This window comes from Synechococcus sp. CS-603 (assembly GCF_977929215.1).
Genome location: NZ_OZ376778.1, coordinates 1,222,440 through 1,235,280, shown reverse-complemented (window position 1 = coordinate 1,235,280; position 12,841 = coordinate 1,222,440). Strand labels below are relative to the sequence as shown.

The 12,841-nt window shown below is 65.9% G+C and carries 15 protein-coding genes; 4 read left to right on the top strand and 11 right to left on the bottom strand.

What is annotated here, in order from left to right; translation table 11 throughout:
* Positions 1 to 11 precede the first annotated feature (11 nt).
* Positions 12 to 1,568, top strand: a complete 1,557-nt coding sequence (locus ACXMDM_RS06475; RefSeq protein WP_071801067.1) for a YifB family Mg chelatase-like AAA ATPase — start codon at positions 12 to 14, stop codon at positions 1,566 to 1,568.
* Between the two features lie 230 nt (positions 1,569 to 1,798).
* Here the strand turns inward: ACXMDM_RS06475 and rpsU are convergent, their stop codons facing one another.
* The 4 genes from rpsU to def all read right to left on the bottom strand — a co-directional run bounded on the left by rpsU (position 1,799) and on the right by def (position 3,654).
* A complete protein-coding gene (gene rpsU, locus ACXMDM_RS06470) occupies positions 1,799 to 1,969 on the bottom strand; it encodes a 30S ribosomal protein S21 (RefSeq protein WP_010304532.1) in 171 nt (56 codons plus the stop codon).
* Between the two features lie 60 nt (positions 1,970 to 2,029).
* A complete protein-coding gene (locus ACXMDM_RS06465; protein WP_071802184.1) occupies positions 2,030 to 2,779 on the bottom strand; it encodes a DUF3747 domain-containing protein in 750 nt (249 codons plus the stop codon).
* Positions 2,780 to 2,849: 70 nt separating this feature from the next.
* Positions 2,850 to 3,038 carry a hypothetical protein gene (locus ACXMDM_RS06460; RefSeq protein WP_071801066.1) on the bottom strand — a complete coding sequence of 63 codons (189 nt, stop codon included), beginning with the start codon at positions 3,036 to 3,038 and terminating at the stop codon, positions 2,850 to 2,852.
* 10 nt (positions 3,039 to 3,048) lie between these two features.
* Positions 3,049 to 3,654: a peptide deformylase gene (gene def / locus ACXMDM_RS06455; protein WP_145536921.1), complete on the bottom strand. Its 606-nt coding sequence runs from the start codon at positions 3,652 to 3,654 to the stop codon at positions 3,049 to 3,051.
* A gap of 54 nt (positions 3,655 to 3,708) precedes the next feature.
* On the opposite strand from def, the gene ACXMDM_RS06450 reads away from it, so the two are divergent.
* A complete protein-coding gene (locus ACXMDM_RS06450; protein WP_233830625.1) occupies positions 3,709 to 5,655 on the top strand; it encodes a S9 family peptidase in 1,947 nt (648 codons plus the stop codon).
* Entirely contained in the window at positions 5,652 to 7,070 is a 1,419-nt protein-coding gene (locus ACXMDM_RS06445; protein ID WP_071801064.1) for a sodium/glutamate symporter, read from the top strand. The genes ACXMDM_RS06450 and ACXMDM_RS06445 overlap by 4 nt, the downstream gene beginning before the upstream one ends.
* 22 nt (positions 7,071 to 7,092) lie before the next feature.
* Here the strand turns inward: ACXMDM_RS06445 and ACXMDM_RS06440 are convergent, their stop codons facing one another.
* The 6 genes from ACXMDM_RS06440 to ACXMDM_RS06415 all read right to left on the bottom strand — a co-directional run bounded on the left by ACXMDM_RS06440 (position 7,093) and on the right by ACXMDM_RS06415 (position 11,921).
* Positions 7,093 to 9,222: a bifunctional aldolase/short-chain dehydrogenase gene (locus ACXMDM_RS06440; RefSeq protein WP_071801063.1), complete on the bottom strand. Its 2,130-nt coding sequence runs from the start codon at positions 9,220 to 9,222 to the stop codon at positions 7,093 to 7,095.
* Between the two features lie 30 nt (positions 9,223 to 9,252).
* Positions 9,253 to 10,398: an S-methyl-5-thioribose-1-phosphate isomerase gene (gene mtnA / locus ACXMDM_RS06435; RefSeq protein WP_071801062.1), complete on the bottom strand. Its 1,146-nt coding sequence runs from the start codon at positions 10,396 to 10,398 to the stop codon at positions 9,253 to 9,255.
* A gap of 98 nt (positions 10,399 to 10,496) precedes the next feature.
* Positions 10,497 to 10,784: a TehB family protein gene (locus ACXMDM_RS06430; protein ID WP_071801061.1), complete on the bottom strand. Its 288-nt coding sequence runs from the start codon at positions 10,782 to 10,784 to the stop codon at positions 10,497 to 10,499.
* Between the two features lie 413 nt (positions 10,785 to 11,197).
* Complete coding sequence (locus tag ACXMDM_RS06425; RefSeq protein WP_071802182.1) at positions 11,198 to 11,317, bottom strand: type II toxin-antitoxin system HicA family toxin; 120 nt, start codon at positions 11,315 to 11,317, stop codon at positions 11,198 to 11,200.
* A 45-nt stretch (positions 11,318 to 11,362) separates the two neighbouring features.
* The gene (locus tag ACXMDM_RS06420) at positions 11,363 to 11,578 is read right to left on the bottom strand and encodes a type II toxin-antitoxin system HicB family antitoxin (RefSeq protein ID WP_071801060.1); all 216 of its coding nucleotides are present in this window, start codon (positions 11,576 to 11,578) and stop codon (positions 11,363 to 11,365) included.
* Between the two features lie 247 nt (positions 11,579 to 11,825).
* Positions 11,826 to 11,921 carry a hypothetical protein gene (locus tag ACXMDM_RS06415; protein WP_499570294.1) on the bottom strand — a complete coding sequence of 32 codons (96 nt, stop codon included), beginning with the start codon at positions 11,919 to 11,921 and terminating at the stop codon, positions 11,826 to 11,828.
* Positions 11,922 to 12,025: 104 nt separating this feature from the next.
* On the opposite strand from ACXMDM_RS06415, the gene ACXMDM_RS06410 reads away from it, so the two are divergent.
* The gene (locus ACXMDM_RS06410) at positions 12,026 to 12,433 is read left to right on the top strand and encodes a hypothetical protein (RefSeq protein ID WP_071801059.1); all 408 of its coding nucleotides are present in this window, start codon (positions 12,026 to 12,028) and stop codon (positions 12,431 to 12,433) included.
* Positions 12,434 to 12,438: 5 nt separating this feature from the next.
* On the opposite strand, the gene ACXMDM_RS06405 is transcribed toward ACXMDM_RS06410, so the two are convergent.
* Complete coding sequence (locus ACXMDM_RS06405) at positions 12,439 to 12,834, bottom strand: L,D-transpeptidase (protein WP_071801058.1); 396 nt, start codon at positions 12,832 to 12,834, stop codon at positions 12,439 to 12,441.
* Positions 12,835 to 12,841 lie beyond the last annotated feature (7 nt).

Sequence of the window (12,841 nt, the reverse complement as noted above, 5' to 3'; positions counted from 1 at the left end):
CTGTTGGCTCGATGTTGGCACGCTGCAGCAGCGCCTCCCTGCGCGGATTGGAAGCCGCCGAGGTGACCGTGGAAGTGGACATCGCCCCAGGTCTGCCGGGGCTTCAGGTGGTGGGGCTGGCCGATACCCCCGGCCGGGAATGCCGCGAGCGGGTCAGGGCCGCCTTGCGCAACAGCGGCTTCCGGGTGCCCCTGACCCGGGTGATCGTCAGCCTGGCGCCAGCGGAGCTGCGCAAGGAAGGGCCGGCCTTCGACCTGCCGATCGCGCTCGGCCTGCTGCTGGCCAGTGGCCAGCTGGCGCCGGAGCGCCTCGATGGGGTCTGGAGTGCCGGCGAACTGGGCCTTGACGGCAGCCTGCGGCCGGTGCGCGGGGTGATCGCCCTGGCCCTGGCGGCACGGCGCAGCGGCGCCCGGGCCCTTGTGGTGCCCGCTGCCAATGGGTCCGAAGCGCTGCTGGTCGAGGGTCTGACGGTCTGGCCGGCCGAGCGGCTTGATCAGGTGGAGGCGTTGCTGGCGGACCCGCGCCAGGCCAGTTGTTGCCCGTCGCCGCCAGCCATCAAGGCTCTGCCGCCGCCTGAGCTCGCCGATGTCAGGGGGCAGGAGCACGGACGCCGGGCCCTGGAAATCGCGGCGGCAGGGAACCACCACCTGCTGCTGGTGGGCCCGCCCGGAAGCGGCAAGACGATGCTGGCAAGGCGTCTTGCTGGCCTGCTGCCACCCCTTCCGCGCGCGGAAGCCCTGGAGCTGACCCAGGTGTATTCGGTGGGGGGGCTGCTGCGGCCCCACACGGCCCTGGTGGCGCAACGGCCGTTCCGCTCGCCCCACCACAGCTGCACGGGAGCAGCCCTGATCGGCGGCGGGTCGATTCCCCGGCCCGGTGAACTGTCACTGGCGCACCACGGCGTGCTGTTCCTCGATGAACTCACGGAATTTCGCCGGGAGGTGCTTGACCAGCTGCGCCAGCCCCTGGAGGAGGGCGAGGTGTGGATCAGCCGCAGCCGCGAGCGCAGCCGTTTCCCCTGCCGTGTGGCCCTTGTGGCCGCCACCAATCCCTGCCCCTGCGGCTGGTTCGGCGACCCGCAGCGGGCCTGCCGTTGCGGCGAAGCCCTCAGGCAGCGTTACTGGTCAAGGCTGTCTGGGCCCCTGCTCGATCGGATCGACCTGCAGGTGGTGATGCGACGCCTGGAAGCAGACGACCTGCTGGGTCCCGCCAGCCTAAGTCCAACCGCCCCGACAACCGCCCCGATCAGCAGGCCAGGAACCGCCACGGTGGCGCTCCTGGTGGCCGAGGCCCGGCAGCGGATGGTGGAGCGCAACCCCGGCGGCTGCGCCAACAGCGCCCTAAGCAGTGCCGACCTGCAACAGCACAGCCGGATCTCCACCGAGGGAATGGAGCTCTGGCGCCAAGCGATCAGGCAGCGGCGGCTCAGCGCCCGGGCCGCCGAGCGGCTGCTGCGAGTCGCGCGCACGATTGCTGATCTGGACAACGCTGAGGCCGTGGATCCAGCCCATTTGGCCGAAGCCCTCACCTACCGCTCGTTTGACCAGTGGCAAGCGAGCGACCCATGACAGACGGATTTTGGAAGCCAATCTGATCCAAGCCAAACAGCACCTGTCCCTGGGACGAAGCGCAGCGAGCGTGGGTCACAGCCTCGCCAATCCAGCGCATGAAGCGATTAAAAACAGCCATCAAAAGCGAGCCTCAAGAGGTTCTCCCAGTCTCGGTAGAACGTCTGAGGAGGCGTACCAGGTTTGTACCTGATCTGTTCTTGATCAGTGCCCCGAGCCACCGGCAAGGCTCAGCGACGACGACGGCGCTGCTGGGCCTTGCGCTTGTACTTCTCAACGGGGGTCTCGTGATGGCGCAGGCGCTTGAGGTCGGCAAAGATGCCCGCCTTGGACACCTGACGCTTGAAGCGGCGCAGGGCCGATTCAATTCCTTCGTTTTCGCCGACGGTGACCTGGGTCATGAACCACGCAGAGGGGCTTGAGATTGGTCAATGTAGCAACCACCGCCGCCTGACCCTGATTCAGGGAGCTGCCGGGGCCACCGGAGCTCCTACTGGGAGTGTCGATGGCACAGCTGGGGATGGCACGGTTGAAGGTGGAACTGCCGGGGGAGTCGTCAGAGCTTTGCTTCCATCTGGCCCTGCAGCGGCCCCGGGAGCTAACTCTGTGGTGGGCGGAACTTCGGTCTCAGTCTGGACATTCTCATCGCCTGGCCAGGTCTCGCGGTAGAGGTAAAGGTGGCCGAGGGCGCGATTGCCGAAGTGGCGCCGCATCAGCTTCCAGCCCGGCTCAGGGTTGAACAGCAGAAAACCTGGAGCCTGGCCATTGGTGCGGGCGACGATCATGTTGGGCCCTGGATTGTTCCGGGTCGGGGACGCCAGCAACACGTTGTCGTCACCGCTGCGCACCACGCTGATCCGGTACACCGTGCCGAGATCAGTCTCGCCGATGCGCAGTGAATAGCCGTTGGCATCGAGATAGCGGCTGCAGATGCCGCTGAAATCGAAGCTTCCCAGCAGCGGCTCCACTCTGGCCGGACTGTCCCCAGAACTGGCGAAGCAGGGGCGCCGGTCGTTGATCTGCTCATAGATGTTGAGCTGGGAGCGGCTGCCATCGCCAATCGGTGCCGCCACCAGGACGAAGCGCTCCTGCTCGACGTCGCGGGCAGCAAACAGGGCCTGGGCGCGGCTCGCCATCGGAGTGGCCATGGGGAAAGCCGAGGCCAACAAGGCCAGGCCTGCGAGACGGAGCGTGATGTGGGCCAATCGCATCGAGGCGCAGAGCAGCAAGGAGGGCCCGATCGTAGAAGTGCGCTCAGGAGCCGCCAGGGGGCCTGGACGATTAATTAAGACGAATTGCGACCAGCAGGCTGATCACCGTGCCAGGCAGAGCCGCACCAAGGATCAGCCGGGTTGTGGTGACGCCCAGGTCAGGATCGCCGTAAGAGAGCTCGAACACAGACCCGGTGGCCGCGATCCCGAGCAGGCAGGCCAGGGCCAGAAAAACTCCGGCAAGGGGTTTCATCGACATCGCAGCAGTCTCAGCGGAAGGAATGGACAGCGTCGCGAAGGAAGCCATGCTCCTGAAGTTCCTCGTTCAAGCTGAGCTCATCGGTGACCCGGTCCACGAAGAGAACACCGGTGAGATGGTCCATCTCGTGCTGAATGCAACGGCCAAGCAAGCCATCGGCCTTGATCCGGCGCGGACGGCCCTGTTCGTCACGGAAACTGACCTCAACGGCGCTGGGGCGCACCACCGAGAGATACACCCCGGGAATGCTCAAACAACCTTCCTCATAGGTTTCAAGCGAGGCGCTCGACGAGCCGATCTCCGGATTGATCAACACCAACGGCGGCGTGGCTTGGTTTTCCGGATCGAGATCGATCACCAGCAACTGCTTATGAACTCCCACCTGGGGAGCGGCCAGGCCGATGCCATGGGCGCTGTACATGCTGCGCAGCATGTTGCGAGCCAGTTCCCGCACCGAGTCGTCGACTTTGCTGATCCTCTTGGCCGGCTGCCGCAGGGTCTGGTCACCGAGGGTGCGGATGGTCAGAGGGGGAGAGTCGAGCACCTGCTTGGGTACCTGGACGCCACGGCTGGTCTGCTCCGCCTGGCGGGCCATTTTGGCGAAGCTACTGGCCAAGGCATCACCTGAAACGATGGGTTGATTCTAGGAGCCCATGGCAGCGGTAGAACATTGGGCAGACCGCTGATCGATGGGCCGCTGGCGGCAACAGCGGTGGTGGGGCGCAGCCCCGCGGTGATCGAGCCCCAGCTGCACCAGGGCGAGCTGTTCTGGCTGGAGCAAAGGCCCCAGGAGCGGGGGCGGTGCACCTTGCTGTGGCGCCGCAGTCCAGCGGAGCCGGCCATCGAGCTCACCCCCGGGGACTGGAACCTGCGCAGCCGCGTCCATGGCTTCGGCGGTGGTGCTTACGCGGTGGGATCCAGCCTGGTGGTGTTCAGCCAAGACGGCGACGGCTGCCTCTGGTGCCTGGAGCGGCCCGGGGGAAAGCGTTCTGAAGCGCCACAGCCACGAAGGCTTACTGCCGCGGCGGAGCGGAGCTTCGGCGATGGCCTGATCGACGAGCGCCGCGGCCGCTGGATCGGCGTGATGGAAGCCGCCGGTCGCGACCGGCTTGTGGCGGTGCCGCTGGCTGGCGGCGAGCCGCTGGTGTTGCATCCAGCCGCCGACTTCTGCTCTTCCCCGGTGCTCAGCCCATCGGGCAGCCATCTGGCCTGGCTGGAGTGGCAGCAGCCGTTCATGCCCTGGGAATCCAACCAGCTCTGGTGGGCAACCTTGGCAAGCGAAGGAAGCCTGGAGCAGGTTCATCCGATCGCCGGTACCGCTTCCAGATCCGGGGTCTGCTCGCTGTTCCAGCCGCTGTGGCTGCCCAATGGCGACTTGGTGGTGGCCAACGACCGCAGCGGCTGGTGGAACCTCGAACGGCTCGCCGGCGCCGAGCAACTGAAGCCGGCCCGGGAGCCCGCAGCGCCCCTGCCCTGGCAGCCGCTGCTGCCGATGGAGGCGGAATTCGCCATGCCCCAGTGGGTGGCCGGGATGCGCACCACCGCCTGGGATGGCCACAAGCTCGTCGCGGCCGCCTGCTTCGCCGGACAGTGGCGGCTGGGGGAGATCAAGCTGCCTGACGCTGGAATCGCGCCGGCGGGCGGAACCTGGCAGCCGATCGAGCTGCCCTTCGATGACCTGGCCGGACTCTGGGCCGAGAACGGCCGGCTGGTGGCCGTCGCCAGTGGCCCCAGCAGCGGCGCGGGCCTGCTGGAGCTCGACCTGGCCAGCCGGCGCTGGAGCCACCGGCCGGCCGCCATCACCAGCGGCGACAGCGCCCCCCCAGTTCTGACGCCAGCGCAGATCAGCCAGCCGCAGCCGCTCTGGTTCGCCGGCCACGGCGGCCAGCCCACCCACGCCTGGTACTACCCACCGATTGCTGGCCCCAATCCCAATTCACCCCTGTTGGTGAAGGGCCACAGTGGACCGACAGCCATGGCCCGCACCGGGTTGAATCTGCTGACACAGTTCTGGACCAGCCGTGGCTGGGGTGTGTTGGACGTCAACTACGGCGGCTCCACCGGCTTCGGGCGGGCCTACCGCCGGCGGCTCGACGGTCAGTGGGGCGTGGTCGATGTGGCCGACTGCGCCGCCGCCGCCGGCAGCGTGGTGGCCGCCGGCAAGGCCAGCGCCGCGCGGGTGGCGATTGAGGGGGGCAGTGCCGGCGGCTTCACCGTGCTGGCGGCGCTTTGTTTCACCGAAACCTTCAGCGCCGGCGCCTGCCGCTATGGCGTGGCCGATCTGGCCGCCCTGGCTCAAGACACCCACCGCTTCGAGGCCCACTACCTCGATGGGCTGGTCGGTCCGTGGCCGGAGGCGAAGGCGCTCTATGAGCAGCGCTCACCCCTGCTGCATGCCGATGCGATTCACTGCCCCGTGATCTTTTTCCAGGGTCTTCAGGACACCGTGGTGCCACCGGCTCAGACCGAGAAGATGGCCCTGGCACTGAGCAACAACGGCGTGCCGGTGGAGGTGCATCGCTTCAGCGAGGAAGGCCATGGCTTCCGCAGCGGGCCGGTGCAGGTGGAGGTTCTGGAGGCCACGGAGGCGTTCTTTCGCCGCCACTTCGCCCTGTGAGCGTTCCTGCAGCCTGGCTGGGGCCAGCCAGCGGATTCGGCTGGTTGCTGATCAGCACAGTCGACCTGGTGATCCTGCTGATCATCGGGCGCCTGATCGGCAGCCAGCTGGGCATGAAGCGCTGGGGTCTGCCGGAGGCCCTGCTCGCCGGTGCGCTGGGCTTGATCGTGGCGCCCAACGGCCCGCTGCCCCTGCTTCCCCCTGAGGTGATCGAGCTCTGGGGCCAGTTGCCCCTGCCCTTGCTCACCCTGGTGTTCGCCACCCTGCTGCTGAGCAAACCGTTGCCCAGGCTCGGGGGGCTGTGGCGACCGCTCTCCGGCCAGGTGCTGCTGTCGCTGACCATGGCCTTCGGCCAGTACCTGGTTGGCGGCCTGCTCGTGCTGCTGGTGCTGCAGCCCCTGCTGGGGATGAGCCCGATGCTGGCTTTGTTGATCGAGGTGGCCTACGAAGGCGGCCATGGCTCGGCTGCCGCCATGGGCCCCACCTACGAGCGTTTGGGGCTGGAAGGGGCGCAGGCCCTCGGCCTGGCGATGGCCACGCTGGGGCTGCTGTCCTCCACCGTGGTGGGCGGCCTGATCGTGGTGCTGGCCCGGGAGCGTCGCTGGCTCACCTTTGGCGACGCCCTGCCCCTGCAAGTTGCGCTGGAGTTGGTGGTTGAAGAAACGCCGCCGCTTGAGGCGATCCCCATCGATGCCCCACTGGAGGAAGGAACGGTGGAGGTGCCGGCCTTCTGGCAACAGGGGGCCGATGGGGCGGTGAATCTGGCCCTGGCCGGTGCGGCGGTGGTGCTGGGCTGGTTGCTGCTGCATGGCCTGCAATGGGGAGCCGACAAGAGCGGGGGCGTCTTTGCCCTGGTGATCGATGCCCTGCCGGTGTTCCCGCTGGCGCTGGTGGGTTCGCTGCTGGTGCGGCTGGTCCTGGAGACCAGCGGCCAGACCCGCTGGGTTTCCACCCCGTTCCAGAGCCAGACCGCCACGGTCTCGGCGGATCTGCTGATCACCGCGGCCACGGCCTGCCTGGAGCTGGGCCTGCTGCTGGCGGACTGGCTACCGCTGAGCCTGCTGGCCCTGGCCGGACTGCTCTGGAACCTGGCCGTGCTGCTGCTGCTGGCGCCGCGGATCCTGCCGCCCGATTGGTTCGAGCGGGGCATCCTCGAATTCGGCCAGGCCACGGGCGTGGCGGCGAGTGGGCTGCTGCTGCTGCGCATGGCCGACCCCGACGACCGCAGCGAGGCTGTGACGGCCTTCTCGATCAAACAGTTGCTGCTGCAGCCCCTGCTCGCCGGCGGCGTGATCACGGTGGTGGCGCCGCTGGTGGTGGACGGCTGGGGCCTTCAGGCCTGGACCGGCCTCTGCCTGGCCCTGGTGTCGCTCTGGATCGGCCTCGGCCTTTGGCTGCGGCGTGCTTTTGGCTGAGCCGGGCCTTTAGCCAGAGCTTTCAGCGCACCATCGCCGCCACGTTGCCCCCATCCACCGTCAGCACGGCACCGGTGGTGCGCGCCAAGGCGGCCAGGGCAACGAAGGCCTCGGCCACGTCGCTGGCGGCCACCTCCTGGCCCAGCAGGTTGCCGGCCATGTAGGTCGCGGTGCTCACCCCCCGGGCCGTGGCGCGGGCCTGGATCATGGCGTCGTCGAGGAGGCCGGAGCGAATCCGATCGGCGTTGATCGCGTTGGCACGGATGCCCTCGCCGCCGCCCTCCAGGGCGTACTGGCGCATCAGGGCCAGCAGGGCCGCTTTGGCGATGCCGTAGGCACCGAAATTGGCGCCAGGGTTGAGCGCCTGCTTGCTCACGTTGAACAGCAGCTGGCCGCCGAAGCCCTGGGCGCGAAAGATGGCCACCGCCGCTTGGGCAACGGTTTGATGGGCAAAGAAATTGAGCTCGAAACTGGCCCGCAGCTCGGCCGCGGCCAGCTCGGCGATGGCGCCGGTCCAGGCGGCGCCGGCATTGGAGACCACAACGTCGAGGCCACCGAAGCGGGCGCAGATGGAGGCGAGCGCGGCGTTCACCTGATCGGGATCGGTGAGGTCGCAGGCCAGGCCGAGGGCGCGCGGGCCGCAGCTGGCCGCCACCGCCAGCGCCGCAGGGCCATCGCGATCGAGCACGGCCAGCTCAGCGCCCTGGGCCGCGAACGCCCGGGCCGTGGCCGCACCGATCGCGCCACCGCCGCCCGTCACCACTACCACCTGCCGGGCCAGGGCGGGCTCTGATCCCTTGCCGAGCTTGGCCTGCTCCAGGCTCCAGTACTCCATCTCAAAGGTGTCGTCTTCGCCCACCGGCGCGAAGCGGCCCAGGGCTTCGGCGGCTAGCAGGGTTCGGGCCCAGACCTCACCGATGTCGGCCGCCACCGCCGCCTCAGCGCTGCTGCGGCCGATCCCAACCAGGCCCAGACCGGGAATGGCGATCAGCCGGGGAAGGGAATCCAGCCGGGTGCGACCTCCCCCGAGCCGCTGGTCCTGCCGCTCGAAGTAGGCCCGGTAGGCCTGGATGTAGACCTCCAGCGCCTCAGCGGCCGCCAGGCTCCAGGCCGCCAGGCTTGGAGAATCTGAACCGGTATCTGGGCCATCGCTATCGAGGCTGGCGACTGGGTTTGGGGCAGGCGGCGCGGCCGGCAGCACCAGGGGGCCGGCCTTGGTGCGGATCACATGGTCGGGGGTGGCCACACCGCAGCTGGCCCAGCGGCTGAGGCGCTGGTCGTTGACCAGCTCCAGGGCAGGGGCGGAGCTGCGGCAATCCAGCAGCCAGCGGCCGGGTGCCGCCTCGGGCCCGGCGGCCCGGTGCAGCAAACCACGCAACACCGGAAGCAACGCCGACGCAGGCGTGGGGCGCGACGGCACGGCCGCCGGCAGGATGCGCCGCTCCGCCTGGCTGAGGAGCTCTTCGGCGGCCTGCACCAGCCTGATCATGCGGTCGTAGCTCTGCTCCGCGGTGGCGCCAAACGAAAACAGGCCGTGCTGGAGCAACACCAGGCCTTCGATCTCGGCACCACCGGCCGCGGCCGCTTCATAGGCCTCGGCGGCGGCCTTGGCCAGGGCGAAACCGGGCATCACATAGGGAACCAAGGCCACTCGATCGCCATAGACCTCCTGGCAGAGTTCCGCCGCATTCGGTTGATCGGCCAGGGCCAGCAGGGCGATCGCGTGGGTGTGGTCGATGAAGGTGTGCGGCAAAAAGGCATGCAACAGGGCCTCCACTGATGGGTTGGGAGCCTTCGGATCGATCAGGTTCTGGCGCTGGGCCGCCACCATCGCCTCGTCGGAGAGGGCATCGAGGCCCCGAAGCTGCTGGAGGGGCTCAAGCCGCACCGCCGGATGGCCAGGAGGTTCAATCGTGGCCAGATCCCAGCCGCTGCCCTTGACCCGCAGCACCGGGATTGTTTCGCCCAGCAACCCGCAAACACTCGTTTTCACCGACGTGTTGCCACCGCCATGGAGCACGAGGTCGGGATCGGCACCCAGCAACCGGGCCGAATAGGTGCGCAGGGCGAGCTCTTCGCTGATCCCCTCGGCGCCGTAATGATCAATCGCGCGGCGGGCAGCGGCAGCCGACCAGCGGTGTTGCGTCGGCATCGGCCGGGAGCTGCGGGAGTGAGGGCGAGGCTACGGGGCGCCAGCCGCTCCTGCTGATTCCCTTGCGTATAAGGCGCGCAAGCCCGCCTCACTCGCCTCAGCCACGCCCCGCTCGGTGATCAATCCAGTGACCAGCCGGGCCGGGGTGACATCAAAGGCAGGATTGAAGCCAATGGTGCCGGCGGGGGTGAGTTGCACGCAGCTGAGAACATCCGCAGAGGAATCAGCTGCGTTCGGTTGAGACAGGCCTGAAATGCAGGTCACCTCGTCAGGGGAGCGGGCCTCAATCGGAATTTCCGCCACACCATCGGCAAGGGTCCAGTCGATCGTGGAAGCCGGCAGGGCCACGTAGAAGGGGACGCCGTTGTCGAAGGCGGCGAGGGCTTTGAGATAGGTACCGATCTTGTTGCAGACGTCGCCCGTGCGGGTGGTGCGATCGGTGCCGACGATCACCGCATCCACCAGTCCGTGCTGCATCAGGTGGCCACCGGCGTTGTCGACGATCACGGTGTGGGGAACGCCCTCGCGGCCGAGCTCGAAGGCCGTGAGGCTGGCACCCTGGTTGCGGGGGCGGGTTTCATCCACCCAGACATGGATGGACAGGCCAGCGCGGTGGGCCTTGTAGATGGGGGCGAGGGCCGTGCCCCAATCAACGGTGGCGAGCCAACCGGCGTTGCAGTGGGTGAGAACGTTGAGCGGTTCGTGATGCCGCTCACTCGGGCGGGCAGCTGCGATCGAGCGGAACAACGCAAGCCCGTGGTCGCCGATCGCCTCGCACATCAGCACATCTTCTTCGGCAATGGCAGCGGCCTCTGCCGCCGCCGCGGCAGCCCGCTCGGCCGGTGGCAGCGGTGCCACCCGATCGCGCACACGCTCCAACGCCCAGCGCAGGTTGATGGCCGTGGGGCGGGTGGCGTTGAGCTGCTCAAACGCGGCAGCCAGGGAGGCATCGCAAGGATCCGCCTGCAGGGCCAGCATCAGGCCATAGGCGCCGGTGACGCCGATCAAGGGCGCACCGCGCACCACCATCGTGGCGATCGCCTCGGCGGCCTGATCAAGGGTGGTGAGTGAGCGCGTGCTGAAGCGGTGGGGCAACTGGGTCTGATCGATCACGCCCACCGAGCGACCGCCCTGCTCCAACCAGATTGTGCGCCAGGACTTGCCGTCGATGTTCATCGGATCCTGCCTGCGCCCAAAAGCTGGCTCATGCTGCCAAACCGGCTGCCATCGCCGACATGGCGAAGATCACGGCGACAGCGTTTGGTCTCAACTGGTTACGGGGCTTCTGCGTGGAAAAACTCAACAAAGAAGCGCACTTGCCCCTTTGGCTTCACTTCATGCAGCCATGCAGGCTCTACAACTCCCGGCGTGCCTGGGGAAAGCATCACCTCCTCAACTTCGGGCTCCAGCATCCGATAGAGCAACTCCCCCTCAAGAACCACGATTTTCGCCCAAACCCCTTCTTTGGTTTGGTGCCCACGCAACAACCCCTGTGGCACCGTGTCTTCAGAAAATTCTGATGTTCGGCTATAAGAGACAAGATTTTCTGGCATTTTCTTCATGGGTTAAGCTCCAGTTTCAAGCTGCCGCAGGTATTTCTCGGCGGCGGCGTCAACAATAAGCTCAACGGATGAGGCGCATTGGCGCAACTGATTTAGCGCCAATCTATTCGCACAACTTCTGGCTGCCTCATCCAAATAGTTGTCTCAAGCCAGCAACATCAATTTTCGCTAAGCGTACCAGCTCATCAACCTAGATCACTTCTGCATAGCCGTCGGAGCGAGGCTTTTATCTATAAAGATTTTTCTGCTTTCTTAGCCAAATGCTCAAGATTAGCGGCGGGGAGAAGTCCAATGCATCCATAAGGCACCTTTGGACCAGGCCGCTGGATCTTGATGTTGGACAGCCGTTGAGTTCGTCATAGAAGGTCTTGCAATCCAATTCGTGAGAGCTTGATATCACGAAGGATGCTTGCCTAGAGACCAGGCCCCAGAGTTTCATTGGAATGTACCGGAACAACTGTTGTTCTTCCGTCCGGGTGCTTAAGGAAACGGTGGCTACCTCTGACCCTGATTTCTTCAAAACCAATTCTCATCAAGGCTGCGATGTGGATTTTGCCTGAAAACCGCAGAATATCTCGTCACACTTCTACTGTCACTCTCTGTACTCCTACAAAATCAAGTAACTCAGGATCCGTGCCAGCAACCTCAATGCAAAGCTCAATGGCTTCCTTGATTCGCTCAATTAATTGATCTAGCGATTTAGATTGCGTATGGCAACCTGGTAGGGCAGGGACGGTCGCTACGAAAAACCCTTCTGAATCTTTTTCGACTACTACGTCAAACTGTCTAGACATTGAAGACACCTCCTCAAATTACTCTAGCTGCTTCGCCGCGGAGTGGTAAAGGGGCTCCACTTACCGGTCTGTCAAACTTGTCATTGGACGGTTCTGAGAACCAGCCTGCTTGGTACCGCTGCTTCCGTGAACCCTGCTGATTGCGCGGTTACTTCTTCGTCAGAACCCAGTCGAATTCGAGATCCTCAGGATCCGCAAGCACTGCCCGCCCGTCGTTCCTTGGTCAGAGAAGCACATGTTTGTTTTGCTACACAAAGTCTGCGGGGCTGTTCGCGCCCAGGGGTCCACGGTTAAGCACATGGGTGTAGATCACGGTGGTGCTCAGATCCTGATAGCCCAGCAATTCCTGAATCGCACGGATGTCATTGCCCCGCTCTAATAGATAAGTGAATGGCCCCCGTGCTGCGCACCTCGCACCCCGGTACGTTGAGGGATAGGCCAAAAACGATGCGCCGAAACCCCCTTCTGTTGTTGGGCCTGGTAGCCGTTGCCGCCTGCACTGGCTCCAATGCGAGCGCCGCCGAGCTGCAGCCTGTCATCCCCGAACGCTTCCGCGGCGAATGGCAGGACAGCCGCTACCCCTGCGACTCTCCGTTCAACATGGAAACGCGCCTGCTACTGCAGGCCGGCACGCTCAGTTTCTTCGAAAGTGGCGGCCCCACCGTCGCGGTGGTCACCAGCGGGACCTCGGAGCTGGCCCTGATCACCGCCATGGCCGGGGAAGGGCAGACCTGGCTGGGTCTGCGTCGGTTCCTCCTCTCCCCCGACCAATCCAGCCTGAGCGATGTCACCTATGCCGGCTGGCCAGACCAGAACAAGCCGTTCGTCCGCAAGCGCTGCCCGCCACAACGCTAAACGATTCAGGGGCGAATCTCCACCGGCGTGCCCACAGCCGTGCGCAGAAACAACCAGCGGGCCGTGGCGCTCGTGGTGCGGATGCAGCCGTGGCTGCGGTCCACGCCAAAACACTGCCCGGCATTCTCCTGCCAGGGGGCCGGATGAAAGCAGAGCTGATCAGGGATGAGGCCGCCACCCACCAGACACATCACGTTCGGTACGGCGGGGATGCGGTAATCGGGGCCCACCAGCGTTGTTTCGCTGTACTTGCTGCCGATCTGAAACCGTCCTGTCGGGGTTGGCGTGGCGGGCAGCCCAGTCGACACGAGGGCGGCATAGAGCAAGCGCTGCTGATCGTCGTAGGCGTAAAGCTTCTGCTCAGAGAGATCAATCAGCAGCGCCGTCACCAGCTCCAGCATCGATCGC

Bases quoted from the DNA above. Each gene is read 5' to 3' on its own strand.
- ACXMDM_RS06420 (WP_071801060.1), bottom strand. From the start codon at position 11,578: ATGTCTAGACAGTTTGACGTAGTAGTCGAAAAAGATTCAGAAGGGTTT.
- ACXMDM_RS06440 (WP_071801063.1), bottom strand. From the start codon at position 9,222: ATGCCGACGCAACACCGCTGGTCGGCTGCCGCTGCCCGCCGCGCGATT.
- ACXMDM_RS06410 (WP_071801059.1), top strand. From the start codon at position 12,026: ATGCGCCGAAACCCCCTTCTGTTGTTGGGCCTGGTAGCCGTTGCCGCC.
- ACXMDM_RS06425 (WP_071802182.1), bottom strand. From the start codon at position 11,317: ATGAGAATTGGTTTTGAAGAAATCAGGGTCAGAGGTAGCCACCGTTTC.
- rpsU (WP_010304532.1), bottom strand. From the start codon at position 1,969: ATGACCCAGGTCACCGTCGGCGAAAACGAAGGAATTGAATCGGCCCTG.
- ACXMDM_RS06465 (WP_071802184.1), bottom strand. From the start codon at position 2,779: ATGCGATTGGCCCACATCACGCTCCGTCTCGCAGGCCTGGCCTTGTTG.
- ACXMDM_RS06430 (WP_071801061.1), bottom strand. From the start codon at position 10,784: ATGAAGAAAATGCCAGAAAATCTTGTCTCTTATAGCCGAACATCAGAA.
- ACXMDM_RS06405 (WP_071801058.1), bottom strand. From the start codon at position 12,834: ATGCTGGAGCTGGTGACGGCGCTGCTGATTGATCTCTCTGAGCAGAAG.
- ACXMDM_RS06460 (WP_071801066.1), bottom strand. From the start codon at position 3,038: ATGTCGATGAAACCCCTTGCCGGAGTTTTTCTGGCCCTGGCCTGCCTG.
- mtnA (WP_071801062.1), bottom strand. From the start codon at position 10,398: ATGAACATCGACGGCAAGTCCTGGCGCACAATCTGGTTGGAGCAGGGC.
- ACXMDM_RS06475 (WP_071801067.1), top strand. From the start codon at position 12: ATGTTGGCACGCTGCAGCAGCGCCTCCCTGCGCGGATTGGAAGCCGCC.